The organism is Microbulbifer sp. S227A (genome assembly GCF_049800935.1).
The window spans coordinates 1-18,508 of the sequence record NZ_JBNAFZ010000010.1; the positions used below are offsets into that span (position 1 = coordinate 1).

At 64.4% G+C, this 18,508-nt stretch carries 19 protein-coding genes; 4 read left to right on the forward strand and 15 right to left on the reverse strand.

Annotated elements, in window-relative coordinates:
• The 4 genes from ACP15R_RS20500 to ACP15R_RS20515 all read right to left on the reverse strand — a co-directional run.
• Window positions 1-221 (reverse strand): 2-oxo acid dehydrogenase subunit E2 (locus ACP15R_RS20500; RefSeq protein WP_424987923.1); only part of this gene is annotated, 221 nt, incomplete at its 3' end.
• Window positions 218-451, reverse strand: a complete 234-nt coding sequence (locus ACP15R_RS20505) for a biotin/lipoyl-containing protein (protein WP_424987924.1) — start codon at window positions 449-451, stop codon at window positions 218-220. The genes ACP15R_RS20500 and ACP15R_RS20505, both read right to left, overlap by 4 nt.
• Window positions 452-527: 76 nt before the next feature.
• The gene (locus tag ACP15R_RS20510) at window positions 528-1,547 is read right to left on the reverse strand and encodes an alpha-ketoacid dehydrogenase subunit beta (RefSeq protein WP_424987925.1); all 1,020 of its coding nucleotides are present in this window, start codon (window positions 1,545-1,547) and stop codon (window positions 528-530) included.
• Between the two features lie 20 nt (window positions 1,548-1,567).
• A complete protein-coding gene (locus tag ACP15R_RS20515; RefSeq protein WP_424987926.1) occupies window positions 1,568-2,557 on the reverse strand; it encodes a thiamine pyrophosphate-dependent dehydrogenase E1 component subunit alpha in 990 nt (329 codons plus the stop codon).
• 299 nt (window positions 2,558-2,856) lie between these two features.
• Between ACP15R_RS20515 and ACP15R_RS20520 the strand changes: the two genes are divergently transcribed.
• Both ACP15R_RS20520 and ACP15R_RS20525 read left to right on the forward strand, forming a co-directional pair.
• On the forward strand, window positions 2,857-3,843 hold the full coding sequence (locus tag ACP15R_RS20520) for a zinc-dependent alcohol dehydrogenase family protein (RefSeq protein WP_424987927.1): 987 nt from the start codon (window positions 2,857-2,859) through the stop codon (window positions 3,841-3,843).
• A gap of 117 nt (window positions 3,844-3,960) precedes the next feature.
• The gene (locus ACP15R_RS20525) at window positions 3,961-5,592 is read left to right on the forward strand and encodes an FAD-dependent oxidoreductase (protein WP_424987928.1); all 1,632 of its coding nucleotides are present in this window, start codon (window positions 3,961-3,963) and stop codon (window positions 5,590-5,592) included.
• Here the strand turns inward: ACP15R_RS20525 and ACP15R_RS20530 are convergent, their stop codons facing one another.
• From ACP15R_RS20530 to ACP15R_RS20545, 4 genes are all read right to left on the reverse strand, one after another.
• Entirely contained in the window at window positions 5,593-6,996 is a 1,404-nt protein-coding gene (locus ACP15R_RS20530) for an FAD-binding oxidoreductase (RefSeq protein ID WP_424987929.1), read from the reverse strand. It abuts the gene before it with no gap.
• 64 nt (window positions 6,997-7,060) lie between these two features.
• Window positions 7,061-8,851: a gamma-glutamyltransferase gene (gene ggt, locus ACP15R_RS20535; RefSeq protein ID WP_424987930.1), complete on the reverse strand. Its 1,791-nt coding sequence runs from the start codon at window positions 8,849-8,851 to the stop codon at window positions 7,061-7,063.
• Window positions 8,852-8,903: 52 nt separating this feature from the next.
• The gene (gene thpR, locus ACP15R_RS20540; RefSeq protein WP_424987931.1) at window positions 8,904-9,440 is read right to left on the reverse strand and encodes an RNA 2',3'-cyclic phosphodiesterase; all 537 of its coding nucleotides are present in this window, start codon (window positions 9,438-9,440) and stop codon (window positions 8,904-8,906) included.
• A gap of 3 nt (window positions 9,441-9,443) precedes the next feature.
• Window positions 9,444-10,430, reverse strand: coding sequence for a 2-hydroxyacid dehydrogenase (locus ACP15R_RS20545; RefSeq protein ID WP_424987932.1), 987 nt, complete (start codon window positions 10,428-10,430; stop codon window positions 9,444-9,446).
• A gap of 124 nt (window positions 10,431-10,554) precedes the next feature.
• Here ACP15R_RS20545 and ACP15R_RS20550 point away from each other — a divergent pair, with 124 nt between their 5' ends.
• The gene (locus ACP15R_RS20550; RefSeq protein ID WP_424987933.1) at window positions 10,555-11,076 is read left to right on the forward strand and encodes an SH3 domain-containing protein; all 522 of its coding nucleotides are present in this window, start codon (window positions 10,555-10,557) and stop codon (window positions 11,074-11,076) included.
• Window positions 11,077-11,179: 103 nt separating this feature from the next.
• Complete coding sequence (locus tag ACP15R_RS20555; protein ID WP_424987934.1) at window positions 11,180-12,169, forward strand: NADPH:quinone reductase; 990 nt, start codon at window positions 11,180-11,182, stop codon at window positions 12,167-12,169.
• A 13-nt stretch (window positions 12,170-12,182) separates the two neighbouring features.
• Here ACP15R_RS20555 and tal read toward each other — a convergent pair whose 3' ends face one another.
• The 7 genes from tal to ACP15R_RS20590 all read right to left on the reverse strand — a co-directional run bounded on the left by tal (window position 12,183) and on the right by ACP15R_RS20590 (window position 18,477).
• Complete coding sequence (tal, locus tag ACP15R_RS20560; protein ID WP_424987935.1) at window positions 12,183-13,127, reverse strand: transaldolase; 945 nt, start codon at window positions 13,125-13,127, stop codon at window positions 12,183-12,185.
• Between the two features lie 181 nt (window positions 13,128-13,308).
• On the reverse strand, window positions 13,309-14,055 hold the full coding sequence (gene tpiA, locus ACP15R_RS20565; protein ID WP_424987936.1) for a triose-phosphate isomerase: 747 nt from the start codon (window positions 14,053-14,055) through the stop codon (window positions 13,309-13,311).
• A 183-nt stretch (window positions 14,056-14,238) separates the two neighbouring features.
• Window positions 14,239-15,027, reverse strand: a complete 789-nt coding sequence (locus ACP15R_RS20570) for a cytochrome c1 (protein WP_424987937.1) — start codon at window positions 15,025-15,027, stop codon at window positions 14,239-14,241.
• Between the two features lie 16 nt (window positions 15,028-15,043).
• On the reverse strand, window positions 15,044-16,390 hold the full coding sequence (gene petB, locus ACP15R_RS20575; protein ID WP_424987938.1) for a cytochrome b: 1,347 nt from the start codon (window positions 16,388-16,390) through the stop codon (window positions 15,044-15,046).
• Between the two features lie 11 nt (window positions 16,391-16,401).
• Complete coding sequence (gene petA, locus ACP15R_RS20580; RefSeq protein ID WP_424987939.1) at window positions 16,402-16,986, reverse strand: ubiquinol-cytochrome c reductase iron-sulfur subunit; 585 nt, start codon at window positions 16,984-16,986, stop codon at window positions 16,402-16,404.
• 207 nt (window positions 16,987-17,193) lie between these two features.
• A complete protein-coding gene (locus ACP15R_RS20585; RefSeq protein WP_424987940.1) occupies window positions 17,194-17,811 on the reverse strand; it encodes a glutathione S-transferase in 618 nt (205 codons plus the stop codon).
• A gap of 36 nt (window positions 17,812-17,847) precedes the next feature.
• Complete coding sequence (locus ACP15R_RS20590) at window positions 17,848-18,477, reverse strand: FMN-binding negative transcriptional regulator (protein ID WP_424987941.1); 630 nt, start codon at window positions 18,475-18,477, stop codon at window positions 17,848-17,850.
• Between the last annotated feature and the right edge of the window lie 31 nt (window positions 18,478-18,508).

The following is an 18,508-nucleotide window of genomic DNA, read 5'->3' on the forward strand; positions in this document are numbered from 1 at the left end:
TTGGCGTCCGGGTGTTTTTTCAGCGCCCGCACCACCGCCAGCATCAGCAGGTCTTCGACCGAGACCTTGACCCCGTCATCCGCCAGCCGCGCCTTGTGCGCCAGCAGGGCCGAGGCATCGGCGCTGGCGTGATGGGTGAGCTGCGCCGCCGTTGCCAGGCTCTTGACCATGGCGTCGGCGATCATGCCGCGCATGCCCTTGAGGGGCACCACCCTGGTCATTCCACCGCCCCGATGACCGCGCCCTTGGCGACGACGGCATCGGCCTCTTCGGTGATCTTCAGCGTGCCCGAGGCGGGGGCGAGGATCTCGTATTGCACCTTGGCGGTCATGATCTCGGCGATCAGCGCGCCCTCCTGGACGCTGGCGCCGTCATCGGCAAGCCATGCGGTGATAACACATTCTTCATCTTCTTCCCATAGATCCGAGGGGATGACGATATCGGTGGCCATTTGACATTCCTTTTCTGTTCGGGGGACGCCAGGGGCGGCCCCGTTGCTTGCTTTGCCGGTGTGAGTGGCGGGAGGTTCAGGCGGCTTTCATCGCGTCCCAGGCGGCGACGATCTTGTCGGGATCGGGCAGGCAGAACTGCTCCATCACCCGCGCAAAGGGGATCGGCACATCGGGGAAGGCCACCCGTTTGGGCGCGGCCTTGAGGACCGAGATGTCATGCTCGGTGACGGATGCGATGATCTCGCCCGAGACACCGTAGGACATGTAATCCTCGTCCACCACGATCAGCCGCCCGGTTTTGGCCACCGATGCGCGGATGGTCTCGCGGTCCAGCGGCACCAGGCTGACCAGGTCCACGACCTCGGCGCTGACGCCCTGGGCCTCCAGCGTCCTGGCCGCCTTGAGGGCATTGTGAACCCCCATGCCCAGGCTGACGATGGTCACGTCCTTGCCCTCGCGCACGACCTTGGCCTTGCCGATCTCGACGGTATAGCTCTCTTCGGGAACATGCACGGTGGCCCCGGCCTCGGTGCCCAGCCAGCCCATGCCCTGCAGCCCCTTGTGATACATGTAGACCACCGGGCTGTCGTCGCGCATCGCCGCGGTCATCAGGCCCTTGGCGTCATAGGCGTTGGACGGCGCGACCACCTTCATGCCGGGCAGGTGCGCAAAGGTGCCATAGACACATTGCGAATGCTGTCCCGCATCCGAATAGCCGCCCCCCGTCGAGGTCATCAGCACCATCGGCACCTTGAACTTGCCGCCGGAAAAATAGGTGTTCTTGGCCATCAGGTTATAGATCGCGTCAAAACACACGCCAAAGAAATCCACGAACATCAGCTCGACAACCGGGCGCATCCCGTCCTGCGCCGCACCCACGGCGGCGCCGATGAACGCGGTTTCCGAGATCGGCGTGTCGCGGATGCGCTCGGCGCCGAACTCTTCGATCAGCCCCCGCGTGTTGCCGTAAACCCCGCCCAGCGGGCCGATATCCTCGCCCATGACAAACACGTCCGGGTCGATGCGCATCTCCTGGGCCACGGCCTCGGCCATGGCGCGCGCGATGGTCAGTTTTCTTTCATTCGACTTGGTCATTGTGGTTTCCTCCCAGACAGTTACGCGGCAAAGACACGGGTGAGCGCATCCTCGGGCGCGGGGTCGGCGCTGTTGCGGGCAAAGGCGATGGCCGCCTCGACCCGCGCCGCCGCTGCCGCCTCGATCCCGTCGAGCTCGTCGGCGCTGGCGGCACCATCCGCGAGCATCCGCGCCCGCATCGCCGGGATCGGGTCCTTTTCAAACAGCGCGTCCTTTTCCCCCTCGGGCCGATAGCCCTCGGCGTCGCCCATGAAATGCCCGGCCAGCCGGTAGGTCTCGACCTCCAGCAGCGTTGGCCCTTCGCCGGCGCGGGCACGGGCAATCGCCTCGCCCGCCGCCTGGTGGATCGCGTAGGGATCATTGCCCTCGATCCGCCTGCCGGGGATGCCATAGGCCGCCGCGCGCTCCGCGTTGTTGGCCACCGCGCTCGAGGTCTCCTTGGCCACCGAGATGCCCCAGGCGTTGTCCTCGATGACGCAGACAAAGGGCAGGTTCCACACCGCGGCCAGGTTCATCGCCTCGTGCCAGCCGCCCTGGTTCACCGCGCCCTCGCCGACAAAGGCCACGGCGACGCCGGGCAGGCCCCGCATCTTGCGCGACAATGCCGCCCCCACGGCGGGGCCCATGCCCTGGGCGATGATCCCCGAACAGGCAAAGTTCACGTCGGCGTCAAAGATATGCATATGGCCGCCGCGCCCGCCGGACAGGCCGGTGGCCTTGCCAAAGATCTCGGCCGCCATCCGGTCAAGGTCGACGCCCTTGGCGATGGCCTGGTGATGCGGGCGGTGGGTGGCCGTGACCACGTCCTCGGGAGTCAGGTGCGCGCAGACCCCCACCGCCACCGGCTCCTGCCCGTCAGACAGGTGCATCTCGCCGGGGATCGGGCCGTTCGCCATGTTGAAAACCGGTGTCTTTCCCTCAAAGTAAATCCTGGCAATGGCCTCTTCGAACCGCCGGCTCGTGACCATGTTGCGATACATCCAATGCTGCTCATCCCGCGTCGGTGACATGCAATCTCCTCCCTGCTGCAATGCAATCTCATCCACCCAACGATGCCCCCCACAAACAGACCCACACAACGCACCATCCAAAGCCAAAACCAAACAAACAAAAAACCGTCTCAATCCGAGACAAATCGATACATTCGGGGATGTTGAAGGTTGAGCAGCCTGGGATCACGTCCGCGCAGCATTGGTTCGCCGCAGTCATTTTATCGGAAAACGGAAAACTGAACTCATATTTGTCCTGATTTTACGGAAAACAAATCAGGGTATTCAGAATGCAGCTTTATCGTTGAAAGGATCACCCGATGAAAACCATGACACTTGCCGAATACGGACCCGACGCCGCCTTCATCCAGGCCGACCTGCCCCGCCCCGTCGCCAGAGATGGGCATGTGGTTGTCCGGATCAAGGCGACCAGCGTCAACACCATCGACACGATGATCAAGGCCATGGGCACCGACCTGCCGCTGTCGCCGGCCCTGCCTGCGGTTCTGGGCATGGATTTTGCCGGCGTTATCGAAGAGGTTGGCGCGGGTGTCACAGGCTTTGCCGTCGGCGACGAAGTATATGGCTGTGCCGGCGGTCTTGCCGATTTGCAGGGCGCGCTTGCCGAATACATGCTGGCCGATGCGCGGTTGATTGCCCACAAGCCGACCTCTTTGTCGATGCGCGAGGCCGCTGCGTTGCCGCTGGTCGGGATCACTGCCTATGAGGGGCTGACCCGCGCGGGCGTCGGTGCCGGTCAGAAAGTCCTGGTGCAGGGAGGCGCGGGCGGTGTCGGCCATGTCGCCGTGCAATTGGCCAGGCATTTCGGGGCCGAGGTCTATGCCACCGGAACCGGCGAGGAACAGCTCTCGGTGATCCGGGGCCATGGCGCCACGGCGATCGATTTCATGCAGCAGAAAACCGATGAATTCGTGGCCGAGCATACCGGTGGCGCCGGTTTTGACGTGGTGTTCGACACGGTTGGCGGTGCCAATCTGACCAATTCCTTTGCCGCCGCGGCGCTGAATGCGCATGTGTCTACCACGGTGTCGCTGCTTGAGCTCGACCTGACCCCTGCGCATTTTCGGGGGCTGACGCTGCATGTGGTGTTCATGTTGCTGCCGATGCTGCACGATCACAACCGTCAGGTGCATGGCGATATTCTTGCCAAGCTGGCCGCGATTGTCGATGGCGGGGCGCTGACGCCGCTGCTTGATGATCAGACCTTTGCGCTGGACGCGGTGGGTGACGCCTATGCCAGGCTGGGCAGCGGCAAGGCGATTGGCAAGGTGGTCGTCGACGTCTGATCGGACATATCGGCGCAACCGGTCCATGGCCGTTGCGCCGATTGCCCCGGCGTGATGAATTTGCCGGGGCATGGGGTCGGAAACCGATCCCGGATTTACCGACACGAGAGGCGCATCATGGAGAGCTTTGCCCAGGACCTTGCTCAGATGCAGCGTACCCCGCTGCATGACGACCACGTTGCGGCCCTGCGCCGGATCGGCGAGGAGCGAACCTATGCGGCGGGGGAAATCGTCATCCGCCCCGGCGAGCCGATCAATGAGTTCCACTATATCGAAAGCGGCGAGATCGAGGTGGTGCATCCGCTGTCCGGCGGGCGCATGATCGCCGCCACCATGGGGCCATCGCAGTTCACCGGCGAAATCGGGATGCTGTCCGGGGCTGCGTCGATGTTCCAGATGCAGGCCTGTGCCGAGACCCGGGTGATCGTGGTCAGCAACACCGAATTGGTGAAGCTGATGGCGCGCATCCCCGAGATGAGCGACGTGATCCTGACGGTGTTCGCCGCCCGTCGCCGGGGCAATGTCGAGCATGGCCACACGGTGCTCAAGCTGATCGGGGCCGACGTGGACCCCGAGATCCAGCGGATTGCCCAGTTTGCTTCGCGCAACCGGATTGCCGCGCAGCTGATCGACCTTGAGAGCCCGGATGCCGATGCCGAACGCGCCAGTTGCCATGTGGCGGGTCAGCAACCCGCCGTGGTTTTTGCCGGCGAGGTGATCGAGGAGGCCAGCCCGGAGAAACTCGCCCGTGTGCTGGGGCTCGAACTGACGCTTGGCGCGGACGAGGTGATTGACGTGTTGATTGTCGGTGGCGGCCCGGCGGGGGTTGCGGCCGGAGTCTATGCCGGGGCCGAGGGGCTCTCGGCGGTGGTGGTCGAGGATATCGCCATTGGCGGGCAGGCCGGCACCTCAAGCCGGATCGAGAATTACATGGGGTTTCCCACCGGCATTTCCGGCGGCGACCTGGTCTGGCGCGGCGAAGTGCAGGCAATGAAATTCGGCACCCGGTTTGCCATGCCGGTACGGGTCGAGGCGCTGGAGCGGCAGGGCGGGCTGTTTTGTGCGCGGCTGTCCACGGGGCGCGAAATCTGCGCGCGCGCGGTGATCGTGGCGACCGGGGTGCAGTACCGGAAACTGCCGCTCGACCGGCTTGTGGAATTCGAAGGGGCCGGGGTGTTCTATGCCGCCACCGAGATGGAGGCGCGGTTTTGCAGCCGGACCGATGCCATTGTCGTCGGTGGCGGCAATTCCGCCGGTCAGGCCGCGATGTATCTCAGCAGGCGCGCGCGCCATGTGCATTTGCTCGTGCGGTCCGACAGCCTCGCGGCGTCGATGTCGAGCTATCTGCGAAACCGTCTGGATGCCGATCCGCGCGTGTCGGTGCATTACAATACCGAAATCGAACGGCTGGGCGGGGCGAACCGTCTGGATGGCGTCACCGTGCGTGACAAATCGGCGGAGCAGTCGCGCGACATCGATTGCCGCGCTGTGTTCATCATGGCGGGGGCGGCTCCGAATACCGATTGGCTTGAACCGCATGTGGCGCTCGACAATCGCGGTTTCGTGCTGACCGGTCCCGGCAATGGCGGGGGCTCGCAATTCGAGACCTCGACCCACGGCATATTCGCGGTGGGCGATGTGCGGGCCGGGTCGGTCAAGCGGGTTGCCTCTTCGGTCGGCGAAGGCTCGGTGGTGATGAGCGCCGTCTGGGAGCATGTCCACGCAGAGCCGAGGCCGCGGGTGCCGTGATTAACCCGGCAGAACCTTGCCGGGGTTCAGGATGTTGTCAGGGTCGAACGCCGTCTTGATCGCGGCCATGTAAACCGTGCTCTGGCCCAGTTCCCGTGTCAGGTAGGGGCGCTTGCCCTGTCCGATCCCATGCTCTCCGGTACAGGTGCCATCCATGGAGATCGCCAGTTCGTTCAGCTTGCCGACAAACCGATCGGCGCGGGCGACTTCCTCGGGATCGTCCATGTCGATCAGCAACGTGGTGTGAAAATTCCCGTCACCCACATGGCCAACCACCATCCCGATCAGGCCGAATTCCGCAATCATCTCGTTGTTGCGGGCCACGCATTCCGCAAGCCGCGAGATCGGGACACAGACATCGGTGGCAATGGCGCTCTTGCCCTGGCTGACCTGGAGTGTCGCCCAGTAATAGTCATGCCGCGCCTGCCAGAGCCGGTTGCGCTCTTCGGTATTGGATGTCCATTCAAAGCCGGTGCCGCCCACCTCTTCGGCAATGTCCCCAAAGGTCGCCGCCTGTTCGGCAACGCTGTTTTCCGATCCGTGAAATTCGAGCAGCAGCAGCGGTGACACCGGCAAATCAAGCTTGGAATAGGCGTTCACCGCCTCGACCGACCTGGTATCGAGCAGCTCCATCCGCGCTACCGGCACACCGTATTGGATCGTCGCCATCACCGCCCGGCAGGCGGCATCGACCGTCTCGAACGAACAACGCGCCGAAGACATTGCCTCGGGTATGCCCTGAAGCCGCAGGGTGATCTTGGTGATCACGCCCAGCGTTCCTTCCGAGCCGACCAGAAGCCGGGTCAGATCATAGCCGGCCGAGGATTTCTTGGCCCGTTGCGCGGTCATGATGATGTCGCCATTTGCCATCACCGCTTCCAGCGCCAGCACATTGTCCTTCATCGTGCCGTAGCGCACCGCGTTGGTGCCCGAGGCGCGGGTTGCGGCCATGCCGCCAATGGTGGCGTTGGCACCGGGATCGATGGGAAAGAACAGCCCCTGATCGCGCAGATGGGTATTCAGCTGTTCACGGGTGACGCCAGGTTGCACGACACAGTTCAGGTCCTCGGGATAGACCGCGAGGATCTCGGCCATCTGGCCCATATCCATCGAAATGCCACCCGCCGGCGCGTTCACATGCCCCTCAAGCGACGTGCCCACGCCAAACGGGATCAGCGGCACCTTGTGGGTGGCGCAAATCCTGACGATCTCGGCAACCTCCTGGGTGGATCGGGGGAACACCACCCCGTCGGGCGGCTGGTTCCTGATCCAGGTCGTCGTATGCCCGTGTTGTTCGCGGATCGAAGCGCCGGTCTGCACCCGGTCGCCAAAGCGCTGCTTGAGAATGCCCAACGCGGCGGCAATGCCGTCTTCGTTGCGGGGCAGGTCGGTGGCCTGAACCATGATGTCACCTCTTGCTGTTCATCCGAACATCTGGCGCAGTTTGCGGCGGCCCACAAGTGCCGGGCTATTCACCGATGGCAATGCCCTCGCGCCGGGGGTCAGCCGCGCCCAGCAGCCCGTCGGCGGTGATCTCGATGGCGTGCAGACCCGAGTTCAGATCGCGCAGGTTGACCTCGTAACCCATCGCTTCGAGCGGTTCCTTCAGCGCGGTGGCGTCTGTGCCGTCTTCCAGATCATAGGTGCCGAACCGGTTGACCGCATGGGGCAGCGACAGTGCCTCTTGAATGTTCAGCCCCCAATCGAGCCAGCCGATGATGCCGCTTGCGACATATCCGATGATCCGGCTGCCGCCCGGCGAGCCGATGGCCAGCACCGGTTTGCCGTCTTTCATCACGATGGTCGGCGCCATGGAAGAGCGCGGCCGTTTGCCCGGCTCGATACGGTTGGCAATGGGGACGCCATCGCGATGGCTGCGGAAGGAAAAATCGGTCAATTCGTTGTTCAGCAGGAAGCCCCGCACCATCAGCCGCGACCCAAATCCGTTTTCGATGGTCGTCGTCATCGACAGCACATTGCCATACTGATCGACAATCGAGATATGCGAGGTCGAGGGCAGTTCGATCGACTCGTCATCCGCCAGCCAGAGCGCGTGATCGAATTCCGGTGTGCCCGGCGCGGTTTCCGGCAGGGCATCATCCCCGCCCAGCAACGCGGCGCGCTGTTTCAGGTAATCGGGATCGACCAGCCCCTGTGCCGGCACGGGAACATAGTCGCTATCGGCCATGTACCGGCCCCGATCCGCAAAGGCGAGGCGGCTGGCATCGCCGATCAGGCGCCAGCTCTCGGCATTGTCCGCCCCGAGTGCGCCAAGATCATAGGGTTCCAGCATGCCAAGGATTTGCCCGACGGTCAGCGCACCGGATGATGGCGGGCCCATGCCACAGATGTCATGCGCGCGGTACTCGGCACAGACCGGCGCACGTTCGCGCACCTGGTAGATCGACAGGTCCAGCTGGGACAGGACACCGGGATTGCCCGGCGCGTTGCCCACGGTGGCGACAATGTCGGCGGCAATCGGCCCGGTATAGAACGCATCGGCACCGCCCGAGGCCAGCGCCCGCAACGTGTCGGCATAGTCGGGATTGCGCAGCATCTGCCCCGCCTGCAACGGCGCGCCCTCTGGCAGGAAATAGGCGGCAGTGGTCGGGAAACGGCCAAGGCGCTCGGCATCACCGGCAATCAACTCCGCAAGGCGCGGTGACACGGCGAACCCGTCCTCGGCATGGCCGATGGCCGCCCCGAACAGCGATGGCCACGGTGTACGGCCCCAGCGGCGATGGGCCTCTGCCAACAAGGCGGGCGTGCCCGGTGTGCCGACCGAACGGCCGCCGACGACAGCGTCAAAGAACTTGAGCGGTTCGCCGTTCTCATCCTGAAACAGCCTTGGCGTCGCAGCGAGCGGCGCGGTTTCGCGCCCGTCCAGCGTGGTCAGCGTATCGCTGGCCGCGTCATACCAGACAAGGAACGCCCCGCCGCCGATCCCCGAGGATTGCGGCTCGACAAGCCCCAGTACGGTCTGAACCGCGACCATCGCATCCGCCGCGCTGCCACCGGCGCGCAGGGTTTCGGCCCCGGCCTCAACCGCGAGCGGATTCGCGGCGGCGACCATCCAGGTGTCGGCCTTGACCGGCTGGTTGCCGTTCCTGGCGGCAAGCGCGGCCTGCACTGTGGCGGAACCGCCTGCGAAACCGGCGCTGGACGCGCCCTCGGGTGCAACGCTGTCGGCGGTTTCCTGGGCAATGGCGGGCAGGCCAAGAACCGTGCCCAGGGCCAGGCAGATAAGGGTGCGTCTCATGATGGATCCTCCTTGGTCCACCTTACGCGCGCAACCTCTGGCTGCAATACCCCTAGCTCAGATCATATCGGGCGAGTTCGTGATAGATCGGTCCGGCGGGCCGCAGGTCAGAGTGGAACAGCGACATGGACCTGACCGTCATCATGGGGAATTGCACATCGCCGAGACCGGCGATCGCGGCGGCGATGCGGTCGGCTCCACCGGCGCCGGGACGCAAACGGGCCAGGGTGACATGCGGGTGAAACCGTCGGCGGGCAATGGTGATCCCGGCGCGCCGTGCTGCGCCCAGAACCTTGCGATGCAACGCGTCCAGCGCGGGGTTGTCCACCACATCCGCAAAGATCAGCCGGGGCTTGTCACCGCCGAAACAGCCCAGGCCCGCAAGGTTGGTTTCGAATTCCGCCACCTGCAAGGCTTGCAGCTCGCCGTGCAGGTCCCGGAGCCTTTCCTCAGGCTGGTCATCCAGAAAGGCCAGCGTCAGGTGCAGGTTCTCGCGCGCCACGGGTCGGCCCAGCGGCAAAAGCGCCTGAACCGAAATAAGCGCATCGCGCAGCGGGTCGGGAACGGCAAGGGCGACAAAGCTCCGCACCTATCAGAGCATGGAGGGCACCACCTGGTCGGGCGGGCGGTGACCGTCTTCGAAGGTCTTGATATTGATGATGACCTTTTCGCCCATCTCGATCCGCCCTTCCAGCGTGGCCGAGCCCATATGCGGCAGCATCACCACATTGGGCAGATCGCGCAGCCTGGGGTTCACATCGGTGCCGTGTTCATAGACATCCAGCCCCGCCCCCGCCAGTTCTCCGGCGGTCAGCATCCGGGTCATCGCGTTTTCGTCGATGACCTCGCCCCGGCTGGTGTTGACGATCACCGCATCGGGTTTCATCAGCTTGAGCCGCCGCGCATTCATCAGGTGAAAGGTGCTGGGCGTGGATGGGCAATTGACCGAGATCACGTCCATCCGCGCGACCATCTGGTCAAGGCTCTCCCAATAGGTCGCTTCGTATTTTTCCTCGATCTCGGGGCGCAGGCGTTTGCGGTTGTGGTAATGCACCTGCATGCCAAAGGCCGCGGCGCGGCGGGCCACCGCCTGTCCGATCCGGCCCATGCCAAGAATACCCAACCGCCGTCCGCCCACGCGCCCGCCAAGCAACGCGGTGGGGGCCCAGCCCTGCCATTCGCCCTTTTGCATGATAGCCAGCCCCTCGGGGATACGGCGGGTCACGGCGAGCAACAGCGACATGGTCATGTCGGCGGTGTCATCGGTCAGCACGCCGGGGGTGTTGCTGACCAGGATGCCGCGCTGGCGGGCGGTGGCCACGTCGATATGGTCGACGCCCGCGCCGTAATTGGCAATCAGCTTGAGCCGCTCGCCCGCCTGTCCGATCAGCCGCGCGTCGATGTCGTCGGTCACGGTCGGCACCAGCACATCCGCATCGCGCATCGCCTCGGCCAGATCCGAACGGGACATGGGGGTGTCGTCGTCGCGCAGCCTGACATTGAACAATTCGCTGAGCCGGGTTTCGACCTGCTCGGGCAACCGTCGCGTTACAACAACACTCAGACGTTCTCTTGGCACTCTGTCTCTCCCGCCGCTTTCCAAATCGCTTTGCGCCGTGTCATGGTGGCGCAGTAAGCATCGGGGCACAAGAACCCCACGCGAAAAACACTCGGCAGTTTTCTTGAGAGCAGGCAGACGAAACGTGACATTTCAGGATTCGATGCGACGTCTTTGCGGGGCGGTGTGTCTGGCATTCGTGATGACCGCCGGGGCCGGCATGGCCCAGGGCGGGCCCGAGCGGGGAGCGGTCACCAACCTGCCGATCCCGCGCTATGTTTCGATGAAGGCAAACGAAGGCAATGTGCGGCGCGGCCCATCCCTGACCCACCGGATCGACTGGGTTTTCAAGCGGCGCGACATGCCGGTTCAGATCACCGCCGAGCATGGTCACTGGCGTCGGGTTCAGGACCGCGATGGCGCGGGCGGCTGGGTGCATTACGCGCTGCTGTCCGGGGTGCGCACGGTGCTGGTTGAAAAGGACATGCTTGCCGTCCATGCGCGCCCGGATCCGGGTTCACCGATCAAGGCGGCGTTCGAACTGGGCGTGGTGGCGCGGTTGGGAACCTGCGGGCCCGACTGGTGCCAGATCAGCGCGGGGGGCTATCGCGGCTGGGCCGCCAAGGAAGACCTGTGGGGCGTGGCCCCGGACGAGATCCGCGACTGAGCCCATCATCTGACAGGTGTGGCATTCCGCGCTCGACGCGGCGGGCGGGGGCGCTATGGTGCATCCCGTCATCCCCTGTGAAGCAAGCCGAAAGGATCGCCACATGAAAGCCATTACATATGAGCGGTTCGGCTCGGCGCGCAATGTGCTCCGGCTGGATGATGTCGATACCCCGCGCCCAGACGCTGGCGAGGTGACGGTCGATCTGATGTTCTCTGGCGTCAACCCGTCCGACGTCAAGGCGCGCGCCGGAACCCGCCCGGGCGTGACCAGGCCGCCCTTTCCGCTGGTGATCCCGCATAGCGACGGTTCCGGCGTGATCAGCGCGGCGGGCGACGGTGTCGATCCCGCCCGCGTCGGCGAGCGGGTCTGGATCTGGAACGGGCAATGGCGGCGGGCCTTTGGCACGGCGGCCAGCCAGATCACCCTGCCACAGGATCAGGCGGTGAAGCTGCCGGACAATGTGGACTTTGAGACCGGCGCGGTTCTGGGCATTCCCGGATTGACCGCGGCCTTTACCGTGTTCAGCGGTGGCGACGTTGCGAGCAAGACCCTGCTGGTTCAGGGCGGGGCGGGCACGGTCGGATTGCTGGCGGTGCAACTGGCCAAATGGGGGGGCGCGCGCGTCATTGCCACCGCACGCGGATCCGGTGCCGAGCGCGCGCGCGAAGCCGGGGCCGATGTGGTCATCGACTACGCGGAACCCGATCTGGGCGCGCGGATCCTCGCCGCCAATTCCGGGCAGCCCATAGATCGCATCGTCGAGGTGGAATTTGGCCGGAACATCGCGGCGGATACCGAGGTGATCGCCGAGAACGGCACGATCTGCGCCTATGGATCGGCGCTTGAAATGGAGCCGGTGCTGCCGTTTTACCCGCTGTTGTTCAAGGCGGTGACCATCGAGATCGCGCTGATCTACCTGCTCGGCGACGCCGAGCGCAGGTCAACTATCGACCGGCTGAACCGCGCCCTGAGCGAGGGCGCGCTTCGCTGTCCTGTCGAGCGGGTCTTTCCGCTTGCCGATTGCGCGGCGGCGCATGAAGCGGTCGAGGCGGGCAACCGGGCCGGTGCCATCCTGCTGGGCACCGGCTGACTGGCAGCGGGCCTCAGCCCATGCGGTCGCCGATGAGGGCGATCAGCTTCTTGTGGTCGGCGTCGAAATTGCGGATCCCCTCGGCGAGCTTTTCGGTCGCCATCGCGTCGCTGTTCATCTCCCAGCGGAAGGTTTTCTCGTCCATCGCGATCTTGGCCACCTCGCCGGCACTGTCCGGTGACAGGGCCCGAGGCAAGCTGCCCGTTTCGCTGCCGAGCTGATCCAGCAGCTTGGGCGCGATGGTCAGGCGGTCGCAACCGGCCAATGCCTTGATCTGTTCGGTGCTGCGGAACGACGCGCCCATCACCACCGTGTCGATGTCATTGGCCTTGTAATAGGCATAGATCCGGCGCACCGATTTGACGCCGGGGTCCTGGTCGGGCGCATAGGTTTCGACGCCCTCGGCCTTTTTGTACCAGTCGGTGATCCGGCCAACGAAGGGCGAGATCAGAAAGGCACCGGCATCGGCGCAGGCAACCGCCTGTGCAAGGCTGAACAGCAGCGTCAGGTTACAGTCGATACCTTCGTCCTGAAGCACCTCGGCGGCGCGGATGCCTTCCCAGGTCGAGGCAAGCTTGATCAGGATGCGGTCCTTGTTTACGCCGCGCGCGGCATAGTCGGCGATGATGTTGCGCGCACGCGCCACCGAACCGTCGGTGTCAAAGGACAGGCAGGCGTCGACCTCGGTCGAAACACGGCCGGGGACCAGGGCGGCCAATTCGGTCCCGACCGCCACGGTCAGCGCGTCGCACACCGCTTCGGGGCTAAGCCCGGCCTTTTGCCCCGCTTCGATCTCGCGCGCGACCAGTGCTTCGGAGGCCGGGTCCTTGAGCGCGCCCAGAACCAGCGAGGGGTTGGTGGTGCAATCAACCGGTGCGTGGGCCTTGACCGCCTCGACTTCGCCGGTATCGGCGACCACGACGGTCATGTCCCTGAGTTGATCAAGAATGGGTGTCATTTGCTGTTCTCCTGTGCCCGGGGCCGGTGCGGTTGGCGGTGCCGATGATCCGGTCCGACGCGCTGCGCACAGCGGAGTCGGACCGTGCGATGCCAATCGGATGGCACCGTCGGATTTGTTGCCCACATACCGGGTTCCGCCGAATTTGACCACCGCGTTGATGCGCGGCGGGCGGCAGGCATCAGGCCGCGTCAAGCGCCCGGATGATGCCCAGGAAATCCGCCGCCCTGAGCGACGCGCCCCCGACCAGCGCGCCATCCACGTTCGGCACCGCGAAAATCTCGGCGGCGTTGCCGGGCTTGACCGATCCGCCGTAAAGCAGGCGCAGCTCCCTGCCCTGATCGCCAAGCTGGCGGGCCAGTACATCGCGCATGAAATCGTGCATTTCGCCGATCTGGTCCAGCGTCGGTGTCCGCCCCGTGCCGATGGCCCAGACTGGTTCATAGGCGATGACCGTATTGGCACCGGTGACGCCACCGGGCAGCGAACCGGCGATCTGCGCGCCGACAACATCAAGGGCACGACCGGCATCGCGTTCCTCTTCGGTTTCACCGACACAGACCACCGCGATCAGCCCGGCGGCATGAGCGGCTTGGGTCTTGGCCCGCACCAGGTCGTCGGTTTCGCCATGATCCGCGCGCCGCTCGGAATGGCCCAGGATGACATGGCTGGCCCCGGCATCCGCCAGCATCGGCGCGGAAATGTCGCCGGTATGCGCCCCCGTGGCATTGGCATGGCAATCCTGCCCGCCAACGGACAGGGTCGATCCCGCCGCCCAGGACGCCATCGGCGCAACCAGCGTTGCCGGGGGGCAGAGCAGCACGTCGCAACTGACCTGTTCGATACCGCCGCACAACGCGGTGACTTCGGTTTGAGAGGCGCTTGTCCCGTTCATCTTCCAGTTTCCGGCAGCGAGTTTCTTGGGCATGGTGGTTCCTTATTTGCGGCAGGTGCGGATGATAGCCGCAACCCCGTCATCCGCAAGACCGGGGTGGGGCGGGCTAGGCAAATCCGCTGGCCCTCGTACGTGCCGGGCAACGGGCGTGGATGGGCATAAAAAAACTCCCGCACCGGGATGCGGGAGTTGATTGTTTGAACCGGTTGTCCCGGATCAGGCGGATTTCTTGCCCTTGATCGGGGCCCAGATACGCTTGTTGGTCAGGTAGAGCAGCACCGACAGCATGGTCAGGAACAGCACGCCGACAAAACCGGCCTGTTTGCGCGCCATCATCTTGGGCTCGGCGGCCCACATCAGAAAGGCGGATACGTCTTCCGCCATGTGGTGCACGGTGTTGGAGTGGCCATCGGCATATTCGACCTGTTCGTCCGAGAGCGGCGGCGCCATCGAGATCCAGCCACCGGGGAAGGCGGTGTTCTCATACAGGATCGAGCCGGCCTCTTCCTTTTGCTCGCCGGTATAGCCGGACAGCAGCGAGGCGATGTATTCCGCACCGCCCATGCCCTTGAAGAGCTGGTTCAGGCCCAGCCCGTAGGGGCCGTGGAACCCGGCGCGTGCCTTGGCCATCAGGCTGAGATCCGGCGCGCCAACGGCGTCGTTTGCCGGAAAGTGATCGGTCGGCGTGGCCGGACGGAAATCGTCCAGCTCGGCGTCGAACACTTCGAAGTTCTGCTCGGCATAGGCGCGTACCTCGTCGTCGGAAAAGCCGACACCGTCCGAATCCGCGAGGGTGCGCAGCGGCACATAGCGCATGCCGTGGCAGGCGGCGCAGACTTCGGTATAGACCTGCAGGCCGCGTTGCAGCTGGTGCTGGTCATAGGTGCCGAAGGGGCCTTCGAACGAGAACGCAAAGTCCTCGATATGCTGCTCGCCACCACCGGCGGCAAAGCTGGCGACCGGCGCAAGGGCGAGGGCGGCACCGAGTGCGAGTTGTTTGATCATCTGTCCCGGTCCTCTCTTATTCGGCTGGGGCTGTTGCGGCGTCTTTGCCGGCATCAGCTTTCTTGCCATAATGCGCCTCGAAATCCTCTTCGATGGTCGCCGGCTGCGGGTCGGGTTTCTCGATCACGCCCATGATCGGCAGGATCACCAGGAAATAGGCGAACCAGTAGGCCGATGCGATCAGCGAGAAGGTCGCATAAGGCTCTTCCGCGGGCATGGCACCCAGCCACATCAGCGCGAAGAAGTCGATGACCAGAAGCCAGAACCACCATTTGAACATCGGGCGATAGCGGCCCGAACGCACCGAGGAGGTATCAAGCCACGGCACGATCGCCATGACCGCGATGGCACCGAACATCGCCAGCACGCCAAAGAACTTGGCGTCGATGATGCCGCCGGTCACGAAGGACGCGATCTGAACAACCCAGACTTCGGAGGTAAAGGCCCGCAGGATGGCGTAGAAGGGCAGGAAGTACCATTCCGGCACGATATGCGCAGGCGTCACAAGCGGGTTGGCTTCGATATAGTTGTCCGGGTGGCCGAGATAGTTCGGCATGAAGCCGACGATGGCCCAGAACACCACCATGATCACCGCGAGGGCAAACAGGTCCTTGATGACGAAATATGGCCAGAACGGAACCGTGTCTTTCTCGGCCTCGGCCTTGGACCCACGGCGCACCTCGACCCCGGTGGGGTTGTTGTTGCCGGTGGTGTGGAAGGCCCAGATATGCACCGCGACCAGCCCGACGATAACGAAGGGCAGCAGGTAGTGCAGGCTGAAGAACCGGTTCAGCGTGGCGTTGTCGACCGCCGGTCCGCCCAGCAACCAGGTCTGGATGCTCTCGCCGATGAACGGGATCGCGCCGAACAGGCCGGTGATCACCGTTGCGCCCCAGAACGACATCTGACCCCAGGGCAGAACATAGCCCATGAAGCCGGTGCCCATCATCGCAAGGAAGATCAGCATGCCGATGATCCATGTGATTTCGCGCGGCGCCTTGTAGCTGCCGTAATACAGGCCACGGAAGATATGCGCATAGACCGCGATAAAGAACAGCGACGCGCCGTTCATGTGCAGATAACGCAGCATGTAGCCGCCATTGACGTTGCGCATGATGTGTTCGACGCTGGCAAAGGCCAGGTCCACATGCGGGGTATAATGCATCACCAGGATGATGCCGGTGACGATCTGCAACGCCAGGCAGAAGGTCAGGATGATGCCCCAGATCCACATCCAGTTCAGGTTCTTGGGCGTGGGGATCATGATGGTGTCATATAGCAGGCCGATGATGGGCAGGCGGCTGTGCAGCCACTTTTCGCCACCCGTTTTCGGCTCGTAATGATCGTGCGGAATACCGGACATGTTGCGCTCCCTTATCCCAGTTGGATCGTTGTGTCGTCGACGAACTCGGCCACCGGAACCGGCAGGTTCTCGGGCGCGGGTCCCTTGCGGATACGTCCGGCGGTATCATAGTGCGACCCGTGGCAGGGGCAGAACCAGCCGTGGAAATCCCCGGCCCCATCACCCAGCGGAACACAGCCCAGGTGGGTGCAGACGCCCATCATCACCAGCCATTCGCTGTCCGATCCCGGCTCGGCGCTCGGCGGCAGCAGGCCCCGGTTGGTGTCGGTTGCCGGCGATCCGGCCGCGAGGTTCGCGTTGCGCGCATCCGGATCGGGCAGGTCCGACAGGTTCACGGCGTTCGCCTCTTCGATCTCTTCCTGCGTGCGGCGGCGGATAAAGACCGGTTTGCCCAGGAATTTGACGCTGATCTGGGTGCCGACCTCGACATCGGCGACATCGACACGGATCGACGACAGCGCCTGAACATCGGCCGAGGGGTTCATCTGGTTGATCAGCGGCCAGATGGCGGCCCCTGCGGTTACGGCTCCGGCGCCAGCAGTGGCATAGTAGAGGAAATCTCTCCGGGTGCCTTCGTGGTCTTCTGCGTGGGACACGAGGTTTACTCCAATTCCTGCGCCCGGGTCCGGGCAAATATGCATAAGGGCCGCATTTTCATGCAGCTTCTCACGGGCGTATTATCGTTGTGGTCTTGGTTCGTCCAGCGGTCATAGGCGCGCAGGATGCCGCAATCGGGCTCCTGTGTCGCAACTGCGTCGGTTGAACACACTCTGCGCGGTGCTGTTTCGGGCCGTGAACCGGGCTCATGCGTCGGCTGGCGGGCGGGTTTGCTGCATCGACGGGCGCGATTCGAAGGTGGCGAACCAGCCGGCCAACGCGTCATTGCCCTGCCGCCAGTTGCGCGCACCGTGCCGGAAATCGAGGTATCCGAGCGCACAGGCCACCGAGACATGCCCCATCGTGACCGGCCCCGACAGGTGGCTCATCCAGCGGGCGTTCAGAACCGCGAGCGCCCGCGCGACCTTGGCCCATTGTGCCTCGATCCATTCCTGCGATTGCCGCTCTTGCGGGCGCAGCCGCACTTCGTAGGCCATCGAGACCGCCGAATCCATGATGCCGTCACCCGTTGCCTCAAGCGTCAGCGTATCCCACCGCGCCCCGGTTTGCGGATAAAGGTCACCGCCAAACAGATCGTTCAGATAGGCGGTGATCACCCGGCTGTCATAGAGGGTTGTGCCCTCGGGCCGTTCCAACGCCGGCAGGCGGGCCAGCGGGTTGGCCGCCTTGAGCGCCTCGTCCGAGGCCAGCGCCGTCGTCGCGACCGTCGCAGGTTCGACCGCATCGCTCCGGTCCAGCTCGTGCAGCAGAACACAAACCTTGCGGACATAGGGCGACGCGGGGGAGTGAAAGAGCTTCATCATGATGGATCCCGTGTTGTTTGCGCCAGACTAGCGCACCTATCGGCCCTGTCCATCCGCGCCGCGCATCAGGGCGGCGAGCAAGGCGGTTTCCGTGCCGATCCCATGCGCCTCGACATGATCTGCCGCGTCAAGCCGTGCGGCGTCGGGCTTGTTCTGGTTCAGCTTCCACGTGCCGTCCACCGTCTCGACCCGCAGGCGAAAGGGCACGATCATGCGCATCATCCGGTCAAGCGCCTCGCCGTCCATCTTGTCGGCGCGCCACGGCGGCTTGGGCAGCAGGCGCGTTTCGAAAAAGGCCGATTCCCGGTCAAGCAGCGCGCGCAGCTCGTCCTGTGGCCGCCGCTCCAGCATCCCGGTCAGGTGGACCGCGATGTAATTCCAGGTGGGCACCTGGTCCACCAGGCCATACCAATCGGGCGAAACATAGCTGTCAGGCCCCGAAACCGCGATCCTGGCGGGGCAAGGCACCGCCATGCGTGCGACCGGGTTCGAGCGAACAAGGTGCAGATCGGCACTGGCCCCGTCGCGATCCAGCAGAAACGGCACATGCGACAGGTGCGGCGCACCGTCCCGGCCAGCGACCGCCAACACCCCGAACCCCCGTTCGCGGGCAAAATCGATATTCATCCGCGCATCGGCGGTGTGAAAAACCGGGTTGGGATGCATGCGGCGGCCTCCTGTGCAGCATTCCTCTTGC